This is a genomic window from Mycobacterium hippophais (assembly GCF_027529605.1).
GTDB lineage: Bacteria > Actinomycetota > Actinomycetes > Mycobacteriales > Mycobacteriaceae > Mycobacterium > Mycobacterium arseniciresistens.
Window position 1 is genome coordinate 281303 of sequence record NZ_JAPZPY010000003.1, and the last position, 20943, is coordinate 302245.

Below are 20943 nucleotides of genomic sequence, written 5' to 3' on the forward strand. Positions count from 1 at the left end.
CTTCGCGACGTATCTAGGGCAGGCTGAAGCGATGAAGGGAGCCGTCGACCTCATCGACGCGGTGGCTGCTCTGGGCGCAGTGCTGGGGCGGACGACGTTTCCGCTGCCGGCGCCGTCGGCATGGCCGGCGGAAACCGACCGCCGGGAGCTGGCCGGGCAGCTGACCGACTACCTGATCCCCCGGCTGCGCACCATCGACGCCCCGCTGTTGGCGGTGGTCGGCGGCTCCACCGGCGCCGGGAAGTCGACGCTGATCAACTCACTGGTCGGCGACGACGTGAGCCAGGCCGGTGTGCTGCGGCCGACCACCCGAGGCCCGGTGATCGTGTGTCACCCGTCAGACCTGGCCTGGTTCACCGATGACCGGATCCTGCCGCAATTGCCGCGTTCGTCCGGGCCGGACGGCCTGCGCCTCGCGCCGCACCCGGGAATCGGCCCCGGCCTCGCGCTGCTCGACGCCCCTGACATCGACAGCGTCGTCAGCACCAACCGCGAGCTTGCGGCCACACTGCTGGCTGCCGCCGATCTGTGGATCTTCCTGACGACCGCCGCCCGCTACGCCGACGCGGTGCCGTGGCAGATGCTGCACACTGCCCGCGACCGTGGCACCGCAATCGCCATAGTGCTCAATCGTTGCCCGCAGGAGGCGATCAGGGATGTGGCCGCGCACCTGTCGGACATGCTGGCAGCAAACGGTTTGGGCGACGCGCCGCTGTTCGTGATCGCCGAGCAGGGCTTACGCGCCGGGCGGTTGCGTGACAAGGCGACCGCACCCATCGGCTCGTGGCTGGCCAGTTTGACGGCCGACTCGGAGCAGCGGGCGGCGGTGGTGCGCTACACGCTCGACGGTGCACTGCGCAGCCTGCCGCCACGGACGTACGCGCTGGCCGATGCGGCCGACGGACAGTTCGCGGTGCGCACGCAGCTGGAGTCGTGTGTGTCGTCGGCATACAGCAGTGCGCTCGCGAGGGTGGACGAGGCGGTTCGCGACGGCGCGCTGCTGCGCGGCGAGGTGCTGGCTCGCTGGCAGGACGTGGTCGGCACGGGCGAGTTCCTGCGCAAGTTGGAGTCGCGGGTGGGGCGGGTCCGCGACCGGGTGGTGGCGGCGGTCACCGGGCGGTCCACTCCGATCGAGGAGCTCGGCGAGGCGTTGGAGACCGGCATTGCGACCGTGATCCAGGCCGCAGTCGAGGAGGCTGCTGAGTTGTCCTACGGCTGCTGGGCGCGGCACCAGGCCGGTGCACCGCTACTGACCGACGAGCTGGCCCGGCCGAGCCCCGGGCTTGGTGAGGCCGTCGAACGGCTGGTCCGCGACTGGCAGGAATACGTGCTCGAGCTGGTTCGGACCGAAGGCGCGTCGAAGCGGTCGGGGGCGCGATTGGCGTCGTACGGCGTCAACGGCGCCGGTTTGGTCGTCATGCTCGCGGTCTTCAGCCAGACGGCCGGACTGACCGGCGCCGAGATCGCGGTGGCCGGAGGCACCACAGTGGCCAGCCAGAAGGTGCTCGAGGCGATCTTCGGTGAGCAGGCCGTCCGCGGACTGGCCCGACAGGCCCGTGACGAACTACTGGCTCGAGTCGACGGCCTCCTGCGCCAAGACGCCGCCCGATATGGCGACGTGCTGGGTGCCGCGTCGGCACTGGTGTCGGGTGACGAACTGCGAGCGGCCGCCGATCGCGTCGCGAAGGTGCTGCGGTGACGCTCGTCGATCGGCTGGCGGCGCTGTCGTCGGTGGTGGCCCTCGGGACCGGCCGGCTGTCCGACGACGTCCTGAGGGATCTTCGCGACCTGGACCAGCGGGCGGGCAGCCGGCTGCGGTTGTCGGGTGAGTACACCGTCATCGCGCTGGCCGGAGCGACCGGGAGCGGAAAGTCCTCGTTGTTCAACGTCGTCGCCGGTGCCTCGCTTGCCGAGGTCGGTGTTCGGCGGCCGACCACTTCCGCCACCCAGGCTGTTGTCTTCGGCCCCGACGGTGCCACGGAACTACTGGACTGGCTGGAGATCCGGTCCCGGCAGCACGGCGACGCCTCAGCTGCTCCGGAGCTCTCTGGCTTGGTGCTGCTCGACATGCCCGACCATGACTCCACCGAAGTGGCACATCGGGCCGAAGTGGATCGGCTGGTCCGCCTCGTCGACGCTTTTATCTGGGTATTGGACCCGCAGAAGTACGCCGACGCAGTTCTGCACGACGATTACCTGCGCCCGCTGGCCGCACATCGTGACGTGATGGTGGTAGCCCTCAACCAGTCGGACCGGCTGCCCGCTGCCGACGTGGCTGCTTGTGTGCGCGACCTCGACCGCCTGCTGGCCGAGGATGGGCTGGGCGGCGTGCCGGTGCTCGCGACGTCAGCGGTGACACCGGATGGGGCCGCGCCGTTGCGAGAATTCCTCGTCGCGACCGTGGCGAACCACAAGGCGCGAACGGCGCGGGTGAGCGCGGATCTGGACACGGCGGCAGCACGGCTCGCGCCGCTGGTGCCGCCGCCCCGATCGGTGCCGGCCCTGCGGGACGCGGAGCGACGGCTGCAGAGCACCCTCGCCGGGGCCGCAGGGGTTCCCGCCGTAGTCGGTGCCGTCGGCCGCGCCTATGAGCAGCGGGGTCTCGCGGCGGTTGGCTGGCCGCCGCTGCGGTGGATACACCACCTGCGACCAGATCCGTTGCGCCGATTGGGAATAGGTCAGTCCAGTATGGGGGACGAAATCCTTCGCCGGACTTCGTTGCCCTCGGCCTCTGCGGCATCGCGGGCGGGAGTGGACAGCGCGGTCCGCTCGCTTGCCGACACCGCGTCGAGCGGGCTACCGGCGCCATGGCCGCGAATGCTGCTCGAAGCGGCGAAGTCACGAGCAGGGGCGGTGCCCGATGCACTGGACCGGGCGGTCGGCGGTGCGGACCTCGGGACGAATCGGCCACCGCGGTGGTGGCGTCTGGTCGGGGCGGTCCAGTGGGCGCTACTCGCTGCTGCAGTCGCGGGCGGCGTGTGGCTCGGGCTGCTCGCAGTGCTGGCGTACCTGCAGATCGGTCTCGACGCGCCCTCACTCGGGCCGTTCGCATGGCCGACGGTGCTGCTCGTCGGAGGACTCGCGTCGGGATTGGTGCTCCGAGTACTGATCAGACCTTTCGTGGCCGTCGGGGCGGCCCGTCGCAGGCGGCGCGCGACCGCCGAATTGGGCCGGCGGGTCGAGGCGGTGGGCGAGGAGTACGTCCTCTCTCCGCTGCGGGCGGAGCTGTCCCTGTACGGCGAGCTGTCCGCGGCGGTGCACCGGCTCAACCGTTGACGGCTCCATTCGCCGCCGCTCACGCCGTCGGCCGCCAGAAGCCCTGAAAACCCTGACCCGCGTTGGTGGTCCGGATCGCCGACAACTGCACGGGGTCACCTGCCTCGATCATCGTGCCGTCGCCGACCACCATCGCCACGTGGCCGTCCCAGACCGCCAGGTCTCCGGGCAGCAATGAACCGGCGTCGACCGCCGCGCCGATGTCCTGTTCCTGGGCCAATCGTGGGATGTCCAGCCCCGCTTGGCCGTACGCCCACTGGGTGAGGCCGCTGCAGTCCAGGCCGACACCCGGCGTCGTCCCGCCCCAGTCGTAGGGCACGCCCAGCTGGGTCAGCGCGTGGCGCACCGCGTCCGCGGCCACCTTGTTCGGCGCCATCGCGGTACTGCCGTCGGGCAACCGCACCGCCGCTCCGTCGCCGAAGGCCCGCGCGTCCGGCGTCGGCGCGGCGGCCGGGCGCCGCGCCGACGCCAGCGCCGCCACACCCGGCCCCGCCGCGGACGCCAGGTCCGACAGCCCTCCACCCGAACCCGGTCCGCCACCCGAACCCGAACCCATGCCCGGTGACGACGGCGCCGAGAAGCCCGCCGGACTGGTCGGTGCAGGCGCTCCCGCGGGCGCCGTCACCTCGGCAGCCCGCGCGTCGAGCCGGGCGCGGAGGTCCTCGACCACGGCGATCGCCTCTCGCAACGACCGCCTGGCCTCGGCCACCAACTCCTCGGCGACCCCTGGATCGTCGAGATGCGGTTCGAGTGCGGCGGCACGGGCCTCGAAGCCGGCCACGATCGCGTCGAGGCGCGCCCGCGCGTCGGCGACCGCCGTTCCCGCATCACGGGCGGCATGGCCGAGACGATCGGCGTGGGCGGCGAGCGCATCGGTGGCCGAGACGACCGATGCCGTGAACGCCGTCGCTCCGTCGGCGCCTGCGCCGCGCCACACCCCGGCGATGTCGCTCGCCGCACCACCGACGGACGCCGAGACACCCGTCAGTGCGTCGCGCACGCCGGCCAGCAGCGTCATCGGTTCCCCAGCGCCGCCCGGCCAGCCAGGCCCGACCATCGACCGCACGTCCCGGATCGGCGCCGACAGGGCCGCGACCAGCGCGCTCGGCACGATCAGACCTGCTTGACGAGTCGGTCTGCGCCGCGGTGTGCGGTGGCGTCGTATTGCCGCGCCGACGCGTCGGCGGCGCCGGCGCCGGCGGAGACCCGCTCCCCGAGCGCGGCGATCTCGCGCGAGCCGGCGGACACCGCCTCGGCCAGCGCGGCCAGGAAGCCCGCCGCGACCGGCCCGAGCCCCGCCGGCACCGGAGCGGCCGCCAGTGTGGCGGCCGCGGCGAGCAGTTCGGCGGCCTGGGCGTCGGCCGTGCGGCCGAAGGCGCGGATCGCCAGGGTGTCGGCGAGCAGGGTGTGGGCGTGCATGCGGATTACGACGGCCGGCACCGTCCGCCGGTTCCACCGGTACCGGCACCGCGATCGCCGATAGGGTTCGGTGATGGACGTCCGGGTCGTCGACCACCCCCTGGCCGCGGCGCGGCTCACCACGCTGCGTGACGAGCGCACCGACAACGCCGGGTTCCGCGCCGCGCTGCGCGACCTGACCCTGATGCTGGTGTACGAGGCGACCCGCGACGCGGAGACCGAGGCGATCGCGGTGCGCACCCCGCTCGCCGACACCACCGGTTACCGGCTGGCGAATCCACCGCTGCTGGTGCCGGTGCTGCGGGCCGGGCTCGGGATGGTCGACCAGGCGCACGCGCTGATCCCCGAGGCGCGGGTGGGTTTCGTCGGCGTCGCGCGCAACGAGGACACCCACGAGCCCGCCCCCTACCTCGAGTCGCTGCCCGACGATCTCAGCCGGTGGCCGGTGTTCGTGCTCGACCCGATGCTGGCGACCGGCGGTTCGATGGCGCACACCCTCGGCCTGCTGCAGGCCCGTGACGCCGTCGACATCACCGCCATCTGCGTGGTGGCCGCGCCGGAGGGGCTGACCGCGCTCGAGCGGGTCGCGCCGGACCTGCGGCTCTACACCGCCGCGGTCGACGAGGGGTTGAACAACGTGGCCTACATCGTGCCGGGACTCGGCGACGCCGGGGACCGTCAGTTCGGCCCGCGCTGAGGCCTCACCACTGCCGGGCGACGGCGACCAGTTCGTCCTGCAGTTCCCTGGCCCGGCCGCGGGCGGTCTCGAGGTCTTCGTCGTCGTGGCACGACACCCGAACCTCGATGTAGGACTTGACCTTCGGCTCGGTGCCCGAGGGCCGGACGACCAGCCGCACGGAGGTTTCGGCATCGCCGGCGGTGAGTATCAGCGCATCGGTGCGGCGGTGGTCGTCGGCATGCATCAGGTCGGTCACGGTCACCTCGTAGCCGCACAACCGGTCCGGCGGAGTGTCGCGCAACCGGGTCAGCACGTCGGCGGCCTCGTCGGCGTCGGCCACCGGCCGCGACACCGCGGTGGTGGTGTGCACCCCGTGCCGGCGCGCCAGCGCGTCGAGTGCGTCCTGCACCGTGCGGCCCTGCGCCTTGAGGGCGGCGACGAGGTCGCACGCGAGCACCATCGCGCTGATGCCGTCCTTGTCGCGCACCGCCGACGGGTCGACGCAGTGGCCGATCGCCTCCTCGTAGGCGTAGACCAGGGTCGACCCCGGTATCTGATCGTCGGCGCGCGCCAGCCACTTGAATCCGGTCAGCGTCTCCAGGTGCTGGGCGCCGTGGGCCTCGGCGATCCGGGCCAGCATCCGCGACGACACCACCGAACTCGCCACCAGGACGTCCTCGGACACCGGCCCGGGATCGATCTGCGAGAGGGTGTAATCACCCAGCAGCCAACCGGTCTCGTCGCCGGACAGCATGCGCCAGCCCTCGGGCGTTGGGATGCCGACGGCACAGCGGTCGGCATCCGGGTCCAGCGCGATGGCGATGTCGGCGTCCTTGTCCGCCGCGAGTTCCAGCAGCGCGTCGGTGGCGCCGGGTTCCTCCGGGTTGGGCGACGGCACCGTCGGGAAGTCGGGATCGGGCTGGAACTGGTTCTCCACCACGTGGATGTCGGTGATCCCGGCGCGCACCAGTGCGTCGAGCGCGTAGTCGCCGCCCACCCCGTGCAGTGGCGTCAGAGCCACCCGCACGTCGTCGGTGGTGCGGCGGACATTCGCGGCGCGCGCGATGTAGTGCCGGATCTCCTCCATCCCACCGGTTTCCACCTTGGCCCGCGGGATCTCGTCTGCGGGCGGCGCCTCGGCGATCGCGGCCTCGATCTCCTCGTCGATGGGTGAGTTGATCTGCAGCCCGTGCTCGAAGTACACCTTGTAGCCGTTGTCGCCAGGCGGGTTGTGCGACGCGGTGATCTGGATCCCTGCGGTGGCGTGCATGTGCCGCACCATGAACGCCACGATCGGGGTGGGCACCGCGGCCAGCATCAGCATCACCTCGAAGCCCCGGGCTGTGAGCACCTCGGCGGTGGCCAAGGCGAACTCATCGGACTTGTGGCGGGCGTCGCGGCCGACGACCACCTGCGTGCCGCCAAGGCCGCGCCGCTCCAAGACCTGTGCGACACCCCAGGTGGTGCGCAGCACGACGGCCAGGTTCATGCCGTTCGGCCCGCCGCGCAGCGGGCCCCGCAGACCCGCCGTGCCGAAGGTCAGCGACCGCCCGAAGCGTTCGTCGAGTTCCTCTTCGCTACACGACGACAACTCCGCAGCGGTCTCGGGGTCGGGGTCGTGAGCGATCCACTCCTGCACGGTCGTCGAGGTCACCGACTGAGTCATGGGCCAAGTGTGCCCAATTTACCGTCGGTGTAAGCCAGCTTCCGTAGCACCGGTGCGACGAGCATGAGCAGGTCGAACTCCAGATCGGAGAGGACGTCGCGCATGGTCGCCTGCAACCACGCGTCGCGCTCGGCGCGATCGGCCTCGAGCAGCGCCGTTCCCGCCGGGGTGAGTTCGATCAGCTGGCGCCGCCGGTCCCGCTCGTCGGGCCTGCGGGCGATCAGCTCACGGCCGACGAGTTCGTTGATGCCGTCGGTCAGCGACTGCACCCGGACCTGCATCCGGGCCCCGAGTTCGGCGGGGGTCGTCACGCCGGACCGGCTGACCTCGCCGAGCACCTCCATCTGGCTGAGGGTGAGCCCGTGGTCAGGACGGTGGCGGCGCAGCTGCCGGGCCACCCCCATCACCGCCTCCCGCAGTTCGGTGGCGGCGGTGTCGGAGGGATCGATTCGAGCCATAGCCAAGTTATACCTTGGTTATTTGCTGTCGATACGCGGTTTGTCCCATGTTGCGATCAAGAGATGCCAAGGACATACTTGTTGTTGAACGATCCGAAAACGCTGGAGGTGCGATGCGGCGGGCGCTGAAGTGGCTGCTCCTGGTGGCGGCGACAGTCGGCGTGACGGTGCTGCTCACCCTCGTCAACGTGCCGTCGGCCGCGCTGTTCGCGGCGCTCGCCGTCGGTATCGCGCTCGCCCTGACGTCGCTGGCGCCCGCCCGGATCCCGCGCCGCGCCGGCGTCGCCGCCCAGGGCGTCCTCGGTGTCTACATCGGCACCATGGTCCAGCACGACGCGGCGGCCACGCTGGGCTCGGACTGGCCGATCGTGCTGGCCGTCGTGGTGGCCACCCTGGTGCTGAGCCTCATCGCCGGAGCGGTACTCGGACTGCACCGCACCGTCAGCCCCCTGACCGGCAGCCTGGCACTGGTCGCGGGCGGCGCCTCCGGGCTGGTCGCCATCGCCCGCGAACTCGGCGGTGACGACCGGGTGGTGTCGGTGGTGCAGTACCTGCGCGTCGCCATGGTCACCGCGTCGATGCCACTGGTCGTGACGCTCGTCTACCACGCCGACCGCTCTCATCCGGCGTCGACCGTGCCGGCCGACACCGCGCCCTGGTATCTCAGCCTCGCCATGATGACCGCGCTGGTCCTCGTCGGCGCCGTCGGCGGCAGGTTGCTGCATCTGCCGGGCGCCGGACTGCTCGGCCCGCTGGGCCTGACCGTGGCGTTGCAGCTGACCGGGACGTCGTTCGGGCTGGCCGTGCCGGTGGTGCTCGTGCAGGTCGCGTACATGCTGATCGGCTGGCAGGCGGGGTTGGCGTTCACCACCGAGTCCCTACGGGCGATCGCCCGAATCCTGCCCACGGCCGTCGGCCTCATCGTCGCTCTCGGCGTCGGCACGGCCGGTCTCGGTGTCCTGCTGGCGCACTTCACGTCCCTCACCCCGCTGGAGGGCTACCTCGCCACCAGCCCGGGCGGGGTCTACGCGGTGCTCGCCACCGCCGTCGAGACCGGCTCCAACGTCACGTTCATCATCGCCGCCCAGGTGCTCCGGGTGCTGCTGATGCTGTTCGCGGCGCCGCTACTGGCCCGCGCGATGGTGCACCTCGGCCGGCGACTCGGCCGCCGGGACGGCGAGGGCGAGCAGCGCAATGACGGTCAGAGCCGCGAGATGACCCCGGCCAGCAGGGAACCCATCCGCGTGGCGGACTGACGCCCGGCGGCCAGCACCTCCTCGTGGCTCAGCGGCGCTCCGGTCATGCCGGCGGCCAGATTCGTCACCAGTGAGAAGGCCAGCACCTCGGCGCCGCACCCCCTCGCCGCGATCGTCTCGTGCACCGTCGACATGCCGACCAGGTCGGCGCCGAGCGTGCGCAACATCCGGATCTCGGCGGGCGTCTCGTAGTGCGGACCGGGTAGCCCGGCGTACACGCCCTCGGCCAGCGACGGCTCGATCTCGCGGGCGACCGCGCGCAGCCGCGGCGAATACGCATCGACCAGGTCCACGAACTGGGCGCCGACCAGTGGCGACCTGGAGGTCAGATTGAGATGGTCGTTGATCAGCACGGGCTGGCCCACGGTGTACTCCGGGCGCAGACCGCCCGCGGCGTTGGTCAGCACCACTGTCGCGGCGCCGGCCGCACACGCGGTCCGCACCGGATGCACGACGTGGCGCAGGTCGTGGCCCTCGTAGGCGTGGATCCGCCCGACGAGCACCAGCACCCGCCGGTCCCCGATCTGCGTCGACAGCACCTGGCCGCGGTGGCCTTCCGCGCTCGGCGGGGTGAATCCGGGCAGTTCGGCCATCGGCACCGTCGCCACCGGATCGCCCAGCGCATCGGCCGCGGGCGCCCAGCCCGACCCCAGCACCACCGCGACGTCGTGGGCGTCGACACCGGTGCGCTCGGTGATCGCTCCCGCCGCGGCGGCTGCGATCGCGTCCGGTGAAGTCACGGTAGGCGAGCTTAGCCGCCGGTCCGGCGCTGCGACGAGGCCCGCGGCGCGGGCAAAGCTCAAGTGAGATACTGCGGAAATGCCCACCGCCACCGCGTCGTCACGCGTCGAGGACGTCGTGCAACGCCGCCGCGGCGACCTGGTCGAGCTGTCGCACGCCATCCACGCCGAGCCCGAGCTGGCCTTCAACGAGCATCGCAGCTGCGCCAAGACGGCGGCCCTGGTCGCCGAGCGCGGGTTCGAGGTCACCACGCCTCTTGGCGGTCTCGACACGGCGTTTCGCGCCGACTTCGGCAGCGGTCCGCTGGTGGTGGGGATCTGCGCGGAGTACGACGCGCTGCCCGGCATCGGCCACGCCTGCGGACACAACATCATCGCCGCGTCGGCGGTCGGTACGGCGCTCGCCCTGGCCGAGGTGGCCGACGAGCTCGGGCTGACGGTGGCGCTGATCGGCACCCCGGCCGAGGAGGCAGGCGGCGGCAAGGCGCTGCTGCTGGCGGCCGGTGCGTTCGACGACGTCGCGACGGCCGTGATGCTGCACCCCGGCCCGGTCGACATCGCCGCGGCACGGTCGCTGGCGCTGTCGGAGGTCTCGGTCACCTACACCGGTCGCGAGTCCCATGCCGCCGTCGCGCCGCATCTCGGCATCAACGCCGCCGACGCGGTCACCGTCGCGCAGGTGGCCATCGGGCTTCTGCGCCAACAACTCTCACCCGGGCAGATGGTGCACGGCATCGTCACCGACGGCGGCCAGGCGACCAACGTCATCCCGGCGCACGCCGAACTCCGCTACACCATGCGCGCCGCCGACTCGCAGGCGCTCGAAGAATTGGAGGGCCGGATGGCCGGCTGCTTCGCGGCCGGGGCCGTCGCCACCGGATGCCGCCACGAGGTCGCCGAGACCGCGCCGCCGTACGCCGAGCTGACCCCCGACCGGTGGCTGGCCGAGACCTTCCGCGCGGAGATGCGCCGGCTGGGCCGCGAACCGCTTGCTCAGGAGTTGGAGGCGTCGGTGCCGCTGGGCAGCACCGACATGGGCAACGTCACCCAGGTGCTGCCCGGCATCCATCCGGTCATCGGCATCGACGCGGGCGGCGCCTCGATCCACCAGCCGGCGTTCACCGCGGCCGCCGCGGGTCCGAGTGCCGACACGGCGGTGGTCGAAGGCGCGACCATGCTGGCCCGCACCGTGGTCGCGCTGGCCGAGTCACCGGAGGAGCGCGACCGCGTGCTCGACCGGCAGGCGAGGCGGGTGCGATGACGCTGCAGGACGCCGCCGACCGCTGGCTCGCCGCCCACTACGAGGATCTGGTGTCGTGGCGACGGCACATCCACGCCCACCCCGAACTGGGCCGCCAGGAGTTCGCGACCACGCAGTTCGTCGCCACCGCGCTGGCCGACGCAGGCCTGAATCCGAAGATGCTGCCCGGCGGCACCGGCTTGATCTGCGACTTCGGCCCGGAGACCGGCCCACGCATCGCACTGCGCGCCGACATGGACGCACTGCCGATGGCCGAGCGCACCGGCGCGCCGTACACGTCGGTGGTGCCCAACGTCGCGCACGCCTGCGGCCACGACGCCCACACCGCGGTGCTGCTCGGCGCGGCGCTCGCGATGGCGTCGGCGCCGGACCTGCCGGTCGGCGTGCGGCTGATCTTCCAGGCCGCCGAGGAACTGATGCCCGGTGGCGCCATCGACGCGATCGCCGCCGGGGCGCTGAGCGGGGTGTCACGGATCTTCGCGCTGCACTGCGACCCGCGGCTGGCCGTCGGCAAGGTCGCGGTGCGGCCGGGGCCCATCACGTCGGCGGCCGACCAGATCGAGATCAGCCTTCAGTCGCACGGCGGGCACACCTCGCGGCCGCACCTGACCGGGGACCTGGTGTACGGACTCGGCACGCTGATCACCGGTGTGCCCGGCGTGCTGTCGCGGCGCATCGACCCGCGCAACAGCACGGTGATGGTGTGGGGCGCGGTGAACGCCGGGGTGGCCGCGAACGCGATCCCGCAGACCGGCGTGCTGGCCGGCACCATCCGCACCGCGAGCCGGGAAACCTGGCTGACGCTGGAATCGATTGTGACCGATGCGGTTTCATCGTTGTTGGCGCCGCTGAACCTGGAGCACACGGTGCAGTACCGGCGCGGCGTGCCGCCGGTGGTGAACGAGGTGGTCGCCACCCGCATCCTCACCCACGCCATCGAGGCGACCGGGCCGGACGCGTTGGCCGACACCCGCCAGTCCGGCGGCGGTGAGGACTTCTCCTGGTATCTCGAGGAGGTACCGGGCGCGATGGCCCGCCTCGGGGTGTGGAGCGGCCGCGGCCCACAGCTGGATCTGCACCAGCCGAACTTCGACCTCGACGAGCGGGCGCTGGGCGTCGGCGTGCGGGTGCTGGTCAACATCATCGAGCAGGCCGGCCTGATCTAGCCGCATCGCAATTCGGTGCGCAGGACCTCCCACGAGCGGACTTAGGCTGCCGACATGACGTCTACTCCGGACGACGAACTGACCACGGCGGCCGCCGCACTCGCCGAACACGAGTCGCTGGGCCGCAAGCTGGAAACCGCGCAGCAGCAGGCCGACGCGTCGGCGGCCGAGGCGGCCCAGGCGCGCGCCCAGCTGGCCGACGAGCAGGCCGACGTGGCGCGCCTGGAGAAGATGTCACTCACGTCGATCCTCGCCCACCTCAAAGGCTCTCACGACGACGACCTCGCCCGCGAGGCGGCCGGACACCAAGCCGCCGAGTACGAGTACCTGACCAGGCAGGCCCGCGCCGACGCCGACCGGAAGCTGGTCGACCACCTCGAGCAGCGCCGCGCCCGCCTCGGCGACGTGCAGGCTCGGTTCGATCGCGCGCTGGCCGACAAAGAGCGCTGGATGCGGCAACACAACGGCCCGCAGGCGGCCAGGCTGGTGCAGATCGCCCAGCAACAGGGCGGCACGGCGGCCGAGATCGGCGAGCTCGGGCAGGCGCTCGACGCCGGTGAGGCCGCGCTGGAGCATCTGCGTGCGGCCGCCGAGACGCTCGACGACGCGGGGTTCTGGTCGGCCTACGACACCTGGTTCGACGGCGGCATGATCGCCAGCATGGTCAAGAACGACCGGCTCGACGAGGTGGCGGCGCTGCTTCGGGCGGCCGACTCCGCGTTGCGCGCGTTCACCGCCGAACTGTCCGACGTGCACATGGCGGGCGTCCGGCTCGTCGAACTCGGCGAGTCCACGAAGATGTTCGACGTCTGGTTCGACAACCTCTTCACCGATCTCGCGGTCCGCGACCGCATCATCGAGGCGAAGGAGAAGGTGACCGAGGCGATCACCGGTGTGCACCGCATCCAGGAGGGCGTGGCGTCGCGCATCGACGAGGTGACCGCCCGGCTGGAACGGCTGCACGCCGACCGCGTGGAACTGCTGACGACCTAGGTCGAGCTGGACCCGGGCCCGATGTTGCTCGAGGGACGGGTCCGCAGGTCATGGACGTATTCCGCCGGGGCGCCCGCGATCTCCGCGGCGTCGGCCATCACCCCGAGGTAGCGCGCGGACGGCAGACCGCCCTCCCACGCGTCCACGACGTACAGCCAGGCCAGCACCGGATCGGTGTCGGTGTCCGACGACAGCCGGTGCACGCGGCAGCGGATCTTCTTGTGGATGCCGAGCTCGGAGCCCTCCCAGCGGTCGAGGGTGTCCTCGTCCTCCTTGGTCATGTCGTAGAGCACGACGAACACCTTCGACAGCGGGTCCTCGACGACGGTCGCCAGCGCGCCCTCCCAGCCGATGTCCGCCCCGCCGAAGGTCAATCGCCAGCCGTGCAGCCAACCGGTGCCCGCCATCGGCGAATGCGGTGCGCGCTCCATCATCTGCTCGGGATGCATGTTGGAGCCGTAAGCGGCGTAGAGCGGCACGGTAGGAGAGCATAATCCGATCCCGCCCGCGAGCAGGAGCGGCGGCGAATCTCACAACCGCACGCCGGGCGGCGACCCGGGGATGCGATCCACCCGGCCACCGGCCGCGGCGGACGATAGGTTGGTGCGGTGGCAACCCGCATCGTGATCATCGGCGGCGGGCCCGCCGGATATGAGGCAGCGCTCGTGGCGGCCGCCCGCGGCCCCGAGGACGTCGACGTCACCATCGTCGACAGTGACGGCCTCGGCGGGGCCTGCGTGCTGTGGGACTGCGTGCCGTCGAAGACCTTCATCGCCTCCACCGGCGTGCGTACCGAGCTCCGCCGGGCGCCCGACCTGGGCTACGCGCTGGACTTCGACAACGCCAAGATCTCACTGCCGCGGATCAACGAACGGGTGAAGACGCTGGCCGCGGCGCAGTCGGCCGACATCTCCGAACGCCTGCGCAACGAGGGTGTCCGGCTGATCGCGGGCCGTGGCGAACTCGTCGACGACATGCCGGGGATGGCCGCACACACCGTCAAGGTCACCGCGCACGACGGCTCCGAGAGCGAGCTCAAGGCCGACGTCGTGCTGATCGCGACCGGCGCCAGGCCGCGCGTGCTCAAGGGCGCCGAGCCCGACGGCGACCGCATCCTCAACTGGCGTCAGCTCTACGACCTCGAGGCGCTGCCCGAACACCTGATCGTCGTGGGGTCGGGCGTCACCGGCGCGGAGTTCGTCAACGCCTACACCGAGCTCGGGGTGAAGGTCACCGTGGTGGCCAGCCGCGACCAGATCCTGCCGCACGAGGACTCCGACGCCGCGGCGGTGCTGGAGGACGCCCTGCTCGAACGCGGCGTGACGCTGGTCAAGAACGCCCGCGCCGAGTCCGTCACCCGCACCGACACCGGGGTGCTGGTGACGATGGCCGACGGTCGCACCGTGGAGGGCAGCCATGCGCTGATGACGGTCGGCTCCGTGCCCAACACCACTGGGCTCGGCCTCGAGCGGGTCGGCATCGAGCTGGGCGGGGGCGGCTACCTGAACGTCGACCGGGTGTCCCGCACGTCGGTGCCGGGCATCTACGCCGCAGGTGACTGCACCGGCCTGATGCTGCTGGCCTCGGTGGCCGCCATGCAGGGCCGCATCGCGATGTATCACGCGCTGGGCGAGGGCCTGGAGCCGATCCGGCTGCGCACGGTGGCCGCCGCGGTGTTCACCCGGCCCGAGATCGCCGCGGTCGGCGTCCCCCAATCCAAGATCGACGACGGCTCAGTACCCGCGCGCACCGTGATGCTGCCGCTCAACACCAACGCGCGGGCGAAGATGTCGAGCCTGCGCCGCGGCTTCGTCAAGATCTTCTGCCGGCCGGCGACGGGCGTGGTCATCGGCGGCGTGGTGGTGGCGCCCATCGCCTCGGAGCTGATCGTGCCGATCGCGCTGGCCGTGCAGAACGGCAACGACGTTGAGGACCTGGCACAGACGTTCTCGGTGTATCCGTCGCTGTCGGGATCGATCACCGAGGCCGGCCGCCGCCTGATGAGGCACGACGATCTGGACTGACCGCACGTAACCTGGGTACGAGCAAACCGTACCGACGAGTAACTAGGCGAGGATCCCAGTGGGCGACCCGATCGCAGGCAGCGGACAGACCTTCCTGGGCCCCGCATATCGCGCTGATGCTTGGCAGCGGCTGGGCAGTGAACAGTTCGACGTCGTGGTCATCGGCGGCGGCGTCGTGGGGGCGGGCGCCGCCCTGGACGCGGCAACCCGGGGTCTCAAGGTGGCGCTGGTCGAGGCGCGTGACTTCGCCTCCGGGACCTCGAGTCGCAGCAGCAAGATGTTCCACGGCGGCCTGCGCTACCTCGAGCAGCTCGAGTTCGGGCTGGTGCGCGAAGCCTTGCACGAGCGCGAGCTGTCGCTGACCACCCTGGCGCCGCACCTGGTCAAGCCGATGCCATTCCTGTTCCCGCTGACCAACCGCTGGTGGGAGCGGCCCTACGTGGCCGCGGGCATCTTCCTCTACGACCAGCTCGGCGGCGCGAAATCCGTGCCCGCGCAGAAACATCTGACGAAGTCGGGGGCGCTGCGGCTGGCGCCGGGGCTCAAGCGCAGCTCGCTGATCGGCGGCATCCGTTACTTCGACACCGTCGTCGACGACGCCCGCCACACCATGACGGTGGCCCGCACCGCCGCGCACTACGGCGCCGTGGTGCGCACCTCGACGCAGGTGGTGTCGCTGCTGCGCGAGGGCGACCGCGTCATCGGAGTTCGCATCCGCGACTCCGAGGACGGTGAGGTCACCGACGTGCGCGGCCACGTCGTCGTGAATGCCACCGGCGTGTGGACCGACGAGATCCAGGCGCTGTCCAAGCAGCGTGGCCGCTTCCGGGTGCGTGCGTCCAAGGGCGTGCATGTCGTGGTGCCACGGGACCGCGTCGTCAGCGAGGTGGCGATCATCCTGCGCACCGAGAAGTCGGTGCTCTTCGTCATCCCGTGGGGCACGCACTGGATCATCGGCACCACCGACACCGACTGGAACCTCGACCTGGCGCATCCGGCCGCCACCAAGGCCGACATCGACTACATCCTCGAGACGGTGAACACGGTGCTGGCCACCCCGCTCACCAACGACGACATCGACGGCGTCTACGCCGGACTGCGCCCCCTGCTGGCCGGTGAGAGCGAGGAGACCTCCAAGCTGTCCCGCGAGCACGCGGTCGCCGTGCCGGCCCCCGGCCTGGTGGCCATCGCCGGCGGCAAATACACCACCTATCGGGTGATGGGTGAGGACGCCATCGACGCGGCCGCCGAGTTCATCCCGGCCCGGGTGGCGCCGTCGATCACCGAGAAGGTGCCGCTGATGGGCGCCGACGGCTATTTCGCGCTGATCAATCAGACCCAGAGCGTCGGTGCGCGCTACGGCCTGCATCCCTACCGGGTGCGCCATCTGCTGGACCGCTACGGCTCGCTGATCGGTGACGTGCTCGCGCTGGCCGACGGAGATCCCGAGCTGCTCACCCCGATCACCGAGGCGCCGGTCTACCTCAAGGTGGAGGCGGCCTACGCCGTTGCGGCCGAGGGCGCGCTGCACCTCGAAGACATCATGGCCCGCCGGATGCGGATCTCGATCGAGTACCCGCACCGCGGCGTCGACTGCGCCCGTGAAGTCGCCGAAATCGTTGCGCCGGTGCTGGGTTGGAGCACCGAGGACATCGACCGCGAGGTCGACACGTATCTGGCCCGGGTGGAGGCCGAGGTGCTCTCGCAGTCGCAGGAGGACGATGAGGCCGCCGACGCGCTGCGGGCCGCCGCCCCCGAGGCGCGTGCCGAGATCCTCGAACCGGTGCCGCTGAAGTGACGCGGCGGGCCGCGCCGCTGCCGGTGCGTGACGGCCTGGGTCCCGCGCGGGTCCGGTTGCGCGGCGGTGCTGTGCTCGTCGAACTGGCTTCGCGGTTCGGGGAGGGCGCGGCCGAGAAGGTCTTCAACGGTGAGGTGCTGGCCGCCGATGGCAGCGTCGTCACTGCGGGCACTGTGCTGCCGCCGAATTCGCTGGTGTACCTGTACCGCGACCTGCCGGACGAGGTGGAGGTCCCGTTCGAACTGCCGGTGCTGCACCGCGACGACGACATCGTCGTGGTCGACAAGCCGCACTTCCTGGCCACCATGCCGCGCGGTGGCCACGTCGCCCAGACCGCGCTGGTCCGGCTCCGCCGATCGCTTTCGCTGCCAGACCTGTCGCCGGCGCACCGGCTGGACCGGCTGACCGCGGGGGTGCTGCTGTTCACGGTGCGCCGCGACGTGCGGGGGGCCTACCAGACGATGTTCGCCCGCGGCGCGGTGCGCAAGACCTACCTGGCGCGAGCCGCCGGAACCCCGGCCGTCGCGCTGCCGACCGTGCTGCGCAGCCGGATCATGAAGCAGCGCAGCCGTCTACAGGCCTATGAGGAGCCGGGTGACGTGAACGCAGAGACGTTGGTCGAGCATCTCGGCAACGACCTGTACCGGTTGACGCCGCGAACCGGCCGCACGCATCAACTGCGCGTGCACATGGCGTCGATCGGCGTGCCGATCACGAATGACCCGCTGTATCCCCGGGTGCTCGACGTGGCCGCCGACGACTTCACCCGGCCACTGCAGCTCCTGGCGCAGCGACTGGAATTCGAGGATCCGCTCACCGGGGCGACCCGGTGTTTCACGACGGGACGGACTCTGTGAGCGTGATCGAACGGCTCTGGCGCCATCCGGTGAAGTCGATGTGGGGCGAGCAGCCCGACCACCTGACATTCGTCGAAGGCGGGGTGCTGGGCGACCGGGTGCGGGCGTTCTTCGCCGTCGAGTCCGGTGACCGCATCAGTGCCAAACAGCATGGCGCGCTGCTGAACTGCCGCGCTCGGTATCTGCGTGAGCCGACGGCGGGCGATCCGGTGCCGCCCATCGAGGTCGAGTTCGGTGACGGAACGGTGATACGGGACGACCAGGCCGAGCTGACCCGGCGGGTGTCCGAGCTGCTCGGGTTCGAGGTGCGCCTGGCCACCGAGGAACCCGGCGTGCTGGTCGACTTGGCGCCGGTGCATCTCGCGGCCACCGGCACCCTGCGCTGGCTGGCCGACCGGCATCCCGACGGCGACTGGGACGCCCGCCGGTTCCGGCCCAACCTGCTCGTCGACGCGGAACCGGACGCCGAGGACGGCTGGCTCGGCTGCGACCTGCACGTCGGCGCCGAGGTGGTGCTGCACGTGGTGATGCCGACGCCGCGGTGCATCGTCACGACCCGCGCCCAGCCCGGCCTGGCCCGCGACCAGAAGATCCTGCGCACGATCACCCGCGACAGGCAGCGTGACGTGCCGGTGCGTGGTGACTCGCCGTCGGTCGGGGCCTACGCCGATGTCGTGCAGCCCGGCGTGGTGCGGATCGGTGACACCGTGCGAGTCGAGCACGTGCCGCCGCGGCGCGGGGCGATCGCTGCGGCGCTGGACGCGCGGGCGATCTGACGCCAAAGGCGGGGATCGCCTTGCGATCCCCGCCTTCGGGCCCTGAGGTCAGACGATCGGCGTCTGCGGCGCGTCGATCGCTGTCACCTGCATGCGAGTAGTCACCGGTTTCGGTCACCTGATATGTCGACGTCTGCCAGCCCGTCGAGCCGCACGACCCGTTGATTTGTTCACCGGCGCGGGTTTCGTGTAGCCCAGAATGGCGTCGCCACAATAGCGAGATGAAAGAGATTGCCGAATTAGCAGTGTTTCAAGTACCCGCCGCTCAAGACGCGTGCTTGAGCGTCTTGGCGACGGACTGTAGCGGCTGACACCGCCCAGCGGCCCTGGCCGCCTGAGGCTGCGGGGACACAACGACTCGCTGCGTTACCGCTTGACGGAGGTCCACGCTGTGCGTACTCCTTCCCCGTCGCCCGCGCCACTTCCTGCAACCACTGCAATCGGTGGTCAGCGGTTGCAGAAGATGTTTCGCCTTGGCAGGGAGGCGGGCGAGTTTTTGCGGGCGCGAGCTGTGACTGTTAGGCGGGGCTCCTAAGCGTCCTGACCATGTCGTCGATCAACTCGCGGTTTGGGGCTCCGGGAGCGCCCTGCCTGAGCGAGATGAGGAATACGACGGACCCCTCGACGTTCGGGACCGTGGTGACGACCATGCTGTGGAGTGCTTCAGGGCCGGTGCAGCCGGGTGTTCGTATGTCGGTGACCTTTGCGACCATCTGAACGGCTGGGTGAGTGCCGATCGTGAATTCGCGCACCGGTCCGAAATCGACTTTGGGTTTGCTTCCGCTGATCCCAGCGTAGATGGTCGGCACAGTCTTGATCTCATTGTCAAGCGCAACCCTGATGTCCGGATTCTGCGAGCCAGCCACGCCGGCCATTGCGAGATTGCCGTCGAGGCAGGCCGGATCTCTTAGTGTGGCGACGGAACCCATCGCACGAGCCGCACACACACCTTGCTGACCCGCCGGACACGCTGCCTGCCAGCCAATTTGAACGCCGCACCCGCCTACCGCCCATTCCGGCGGCACGGCATATGCCAGGCCGCGCTTGCCGACCGTCGGCTGCCATCCGGGCTGCGAGCCCGGGTCGACCTGGGCGGTGTAGCCCTCGCACGTCATGGCTTTCGCAGTGCGGGCGGATGGCGACTGAGTACTAGACGGTGTTGCCGACTCTCTCGCGGACGACGGTGCAGCCGTCTTGGCCGAACCCAAAGTGTTGTCGCGGTTCTGAGAGATAACTATGGCAGCCAGCACCACGATTATGACGACGGCGATGGTGAGTGCGATCCACAGCCAAGGCGTAGGTCGGTTCTGCCCCGGCTGGTTTGCCGGATAGTCGTGGACCGGATCCATAGGCCCTGGCGTTGGATACTTCAAATTCTGCTCCTCAAGGTTCAATAGGGGCTTGCGCCCACTTCCAGATCCGCTGTCCTACTATTCGTCCCAGGTACTCGTGCGGGTGGCCGTTCCGGCAAGCCCACTGTTTGAGAGCGAAAGTTCAGCAGTTCGAGTATGGTTCGCACTTGCCTGCTGAAGCCCTTGAGCTTTGCGTGATTCGGCGTGTATTGCGACGGTTAATTGAGGGTCGAGAAGCCTACTTAACCCCGCCGCCGGCGGTCTTGGACCTATCTTTCAAGCGACAGCGAGCCACGCTATTAGCCATACGATATCCGCTGTGTACAAACGACCGCGGTTTATTCGGGGACCCAATCTGTGGTTGGCGGCCGTTGCGCGGGTCCATTAGGCCCAAAGCCACCATCTCGGCCTAGAGGTGGGGTGGGCCCGCTATGCAGACCCACCCTTAACCTCAGGCGAACAGGACGAGCAGTTCGACCTGGGTGCCCGCTTGGAACGCCAGTCCTTCCCAATCAAGGTACACATTGTCAGCGTCGAAGGTGATGCGCGTGGCGTCGAGGGCGGCATTACCGCCGTTCTGCAAGAGAGTGACATTAACGATGCTGTTGACGGTGCCAGCCTCGTCAGAAACCCGGATCCCGTTGAATGTCCCGAAATCATTCCAGCTTGCGTTGTCGTGGAAAGTCACTAGCACCCGATCGTTAGATAAATCAACGGAGCTAGCAATAGAGCCTGAGTATAGGGAAGTGATCTCGACACCCGAGCCAACGGTCACGTCCTGGCTGGTGTTATCCCAAACGTCCGAAACCGTCGGATAGAGATAGCTGTAATTGACTGTCTTTCCCTCGAAGCCCAGGTCGTCGACCGGGGCCACGTTGAGGGTCACCGTGGTCGTCGAGGTGCCGCCGTTGCCGTCGCTGATGGTGTAGGTGACAGTGTCGACGCCGTTGAAGTTGGCGTTCGGCGTGTAGGTCAGGGTGCCGGTGCCGACTCCGGTGACGGTGCCATTGGCCGCGCTAATCTCGGTAATGGTCAGCGTGTCGCCTTCGATGTCGGTGTCGTTGCCCAGCAGCAGCGACTCCGGTGCGGTAGCCGCGGTGTCCTCGGTCACCTCGAACGGCCCGTCCGGGTTGGCCACCGGCGCGTCGTTGACCGGGTTGACGGTCATGGTGACGATGCCGGTGTTGGTGTTGCCGTCGGGGTCGCTGGCGTAGTACTCGAA

The 20943-nt window shown here is 70.2% G+C and carries 19 protein-coding genes; 11 read left to right on the forward strand and 8 right to left on the reverse strand.

What is annotated here, in order from left to right:
- Positions 1 to 31: 31 nt before the first annotated feature.
- The gene (locus O6P37_RS09940) at positions 32 to 1699 is read left to right on the forward strand and encodes an ABC transporter (protein ID WP_269893894.1); all 1668 of its coding nucleotides are present in this window, start codon (positions 32 to 34) and stop codon (positions 1697 to 1699) included.
- Positions 1696 to 3276 carry a GTPase gene (locus tag O6P37_RS09945; RefSeq protein ID WP_269893895.1) on the forward strand — a complete coding sequence of 527 codons (1581 nt, stop codon included), beginning with the start codon at positions 1696 to 1698 and terminating at the stop codon, positions 3274 to 3276. Before O6P37_RS09940 ends, O6P37_RS09945 begins: the two co-directional genes overlap by 4 nt.
- A 19-nt stretch (positions 3277 to 3295) precedes the next feature.
- Here the strand turns inward: O6P37_RS09945 and O6P37_RS09950 are convergent, their stop codons facing one another.
- Both O6P37_RS09950 and O6P37_RS09955 read right to left on the reverse strand, forming a co-directional pair.
- A complete protein-coding gene (locus O6P37_RS09950) occupies positions 3296 to 4387 on the reverse strand; it encodes a C40 family peptidase (protein WP_269893896.1) in 1092 nt (363 codons plus the stop codon).
- A 2-nt stretch (positions 4388 to 4389) separates the two neighbouring features.
- Complete coding sequence (locus O6P37_RS09955; RefSeq protein WP_269893897.1) at positions 4390 to 4716, reverse strand: hypothetical protein; 327 nt, start codon at positions 4714 to 4716, stop codon at positions 4390 to 4392.
- Between the two features lie 52 nt (positions 4717 to 4768).
- On the opposite strand from O6P37_RS09955, the gene upp reads away from it, so the two are divergent.
- Positions 4769 to 5392 (forward strand): uracil phosphoribosyltransferase, encoded by a 624-nt coding sequence (upp, locus tag O6P37_RS09960; RefSeq protein WP_269893898.1) that lies wholly within the window; start codon positions 4769 to 4771, stop codon positions 5390 to 5392.
- 4 nt (positions 5393 to 5396) lie between these two features.
- Here the strand turns inward: upp and O6P37_RS09965 are convergent, their stop codons facing one another.
- Both O6P37_RS09965 and O6P37_RS09970 read right to left on the reverse strand, forming a co-directional pair.
- Entirely contained in the window at positions 5397 to 7040 is a 1644-nt protein-coding gene (locus tag O6P37_RS09965; RefSeq protein WP_269893899.1) for a phospho-sugar mutase, read from the reverse strand.
- On the reverse strand, positions 7037 to 7498 hold the full coding sequence (locus tag O6P37_RS09970; RefSeq protein WP_264016311.1) for a MarR family winged helix-turn-helix transcriptional regulator: 462 nt from the start codon (positions 7496 to 7498) through the stop codon (positions 7037 to 7039). The genes O6P37_RS09965 and O6P37_RS09970 overlap by 4 nt, the downstream gene beginning before the upstream one ends.
- A gap of 113 nt (positions 7499 to 7611) precedes the next feature.
- Here O6P37_RS09970 and O6P37_RS09975 point away from each other — a divergent pair, with 113 nt between their 5' ends.
- Positions 7612 to 8754: an AbrB family transcriptional regulator gene (locus O6P37_RS09975; RefSeq protein WP_269893900.1), complete on the forward strand. Its 1143-nt coding sequence runs from the start codon at positions 7612 to 7614 to the stop codon at positions 8752 to 8754.
- On the opposite strand, the gene O6P37_RS09980 is transcribed toward O6P37_RS09975, so the two are convergent.
- Entirely contained in the window at positions 8700 to 9494 is a 795-nt protein-coding gene (locus O6P37_RS09980; RefSeq protein WP_269893901.1) for a purine-nucleoside phosphorylase, read from the reverse strand. The genes O6P37_RS09975 and O6P37_RS09980 overlap by 55 nt on opposite strands.
- A gap of 79 nt (positions 9495 to 9573) precedes the next feature.
- Here O6P37_RS09980 and O6P37_RS09985 point away from each other — a divergent pair, with 79 nt between their 5' ends.
- The 3 genes from O6P37_RS09985 to O6P37_RS09995 are packed head-to-tail and all read left to right on the forward strand — an operon-like array spanning position 9574 to position 12914.
- Complete coding sequence (locus tag O6P37_RS09985) at positions 9574 to 10755, forward strand: M20 family metallopeptidase (RefSeq protein WP_269893902.1); 1182 nt, start codon at positions 9574 to 9576, stop codon at positions 10753 to 10755.
- A complete protein-coding gene (locus O6P37_RS09990; protein ID WP_269893903.1) occupies positions 10752 to 11921 on the forward strand; it encodes an amidohydrolase in 1170 nt (389 codons plus the stop codon). Before O6P37_RS09985 ends, O6P37_RS09990 begins: the two co-directional genes overlap by 4 nt.
- A 54-nt stretch (positions 11922 to 11975) precedes the next feature.
- Positions 11976 to 12914 carry a hypothetical protein gene (locus tag O6P37_RS09995; protein WP_269893904.1) on the forward strand — a complete coding sequence of 313 codons (939 nt, stop codon included), beginning with the start codon at positions 11976 to 11978 and terminating at the stop codon, positions 12912 to 12914.
- On the opposite strand, the gene O6P37_RS10000 is transcribed toward O6P37_RS09995, so the two are convergent.
- Positions 12911 to 13393 (reverse strand): gamma-glutamylcyclotransferase, encoded by a 483-nt coding sequence (locus O6P37_RS10000; protein WP_264016304.1) that lies wholly within the window; start codon positions 13391 to 13393, stop codon positions 12911 to 12913. The genes O6P37_RS09995 and O6P37_RS10000 overlap by 4 nt on opposite strands.
- A gap of 129 nt (positions 13394 to 13522) precedes the next feature.
- Between O6P37_RS10000 and O6P37_RS10005 the strand changes: the two genes are divergently transcribed.
- Genes O6P37_RS10005 through O6P37_RS10020 form a run of 4 tightly spaced genes read left to right on the forward strand, consistent with a single transcriptional unit; the run spans position 13523 to position 18369 of the window.
- Positions 13523 to 14938 carry an NAD(P)H-quinone dehydrogenase gene (locus O6P37_RS10005; protein ID WP_269893905.1) on the forward strand — a complete coding sequence of 472 codons (1416 nt, stop codon included), beginning with the start codon at positions 13523 to 13525 and terminating at the stop codon, positions 14936 to 14938.
- Between the two features lie 58 nt (positions 14939 to 14996).
- A complete protein-coding gene (locus O6P37_RS10010; protein ID WP_269893906.1) occupies positions 14997 to 16736 on the forward strand; it encodes a glycerol-3-phosphate dehydrogenase/oxidase in 1740 nt (579 codons plus the stop codon).
- Complete coding sequence (locus O6P37_RS10015; RefSeq protein ID WP_269893907.1) at positions 16733 to 17593, forward strand: pseudouridine synthase; 861 nt, start codon at positions 16733 to 16735, stop codon at positions 17591 to 17593. Before O6P37_RS10010 ends, O6P37_RS10015 begins: the two co-directional genes overlap by 4 nt.
- Before the next feature lie 2 nt (positions 17594 to 17595).
- Entirely contained in the window at positions 17596 to 18369 is a 774-nt protein-coding gene (locus tag O6P37_RS10020) for an MOSC domain-containing protein (protein WP_269893908.1), read from the forward strand.
- 518 nt (positions 18370 to 18887) lie between these two features.
- On the opposite strand, the gene O6P37_RS10025 is transcribed toward O6P37_RS10020, so the two are convergent.
- Entirely contained in the window at positions 18888 to 19718 is an 831-nt protein-coding gene (locus O6P37_RS10025; RefSeq protein WP_269893909.1) for a hypothetical protein, read from the reverse strand.
- Positions 19719 to 20172: 454 nt separating this feature from the next.
- Positions 20173 to 20943 (reverse strand): tandem-95 repeat protein (locus O6P37_RS10030; protein WP_269893910.1); only part of this gene is annotated, 771 nt, incomplete at its 5' end.

What these genes read in the sequence shown, in the direction of transcription:
- O6P37_RS09940 (WP_269893894.1), top strand. Translation starts at nt 32, where the DNA reads ATGAAGGGAGCCGTCGACCTCATCGACGCGGTGGCTGCTCTGGGCGCA.
- upp (WP_269893898.1), top strand. Translation starts at nt 4,769, where the DNA reads ATGGACGTCCGGGTCGTCGACCACCCCCTGGCCGCGGCGCGGCTCACC.
- O6P37_RS09965 (WP_269893899.1), bottom strand. Translation starts at nt 7,040, where the DNA reads ATGACTCAGTCGGTGACCTCGACGACCGTGCAGGAGTGGATCGCTCAC.
- O6P37_RS09970 (WP_264016311.1), bottom strand. Translation starts at nt 7,498, where the DNA reads ATGGCTCGAATCGATCCCTCCGACACCGCCGCCACCGAACTGCGGGAG.
- O6P37_RS09975 (WP_269893900.1), top strand. Translation starts at nt 7,612, where the DNA reads ATGCGGCGGGCGCTGAAGTGGCTGCTCCTGGTGGCGGCGACAGTCGGC.
- O6P37_RS09985 (WP_269893902.1), top strand. Translation starts at nt 9,574, where the DNA reads ATGCCCACCGCCACCGCGTCGTCACGCGTCGAGGACGTCGTGCAACGC.
- O6P37_RS09990 (WP_269893903.1), top strand. Translation starts at nt 10,752, where the DNA reads ATGACGCTGCAGGACGCCGCCGACCGCTGGCTCGCCGCCCACTACGAG.
- O6P37_RS09995 (WP_269893904.1), top strand. Translation starts at nt 11,976, where the DNA reads ATGACGTCTACTCCGGACGACGAACTGACCACGGCGGCCGCCGCACTC.
- O6P37_RS10025 (WP_269893909.1), bottom strand. Translation starts at nt 19,718, where the DNA reads ATGGATCCGGTCCACGACTATCCGGCAAACCAGCCGGGGCAGAACCGA.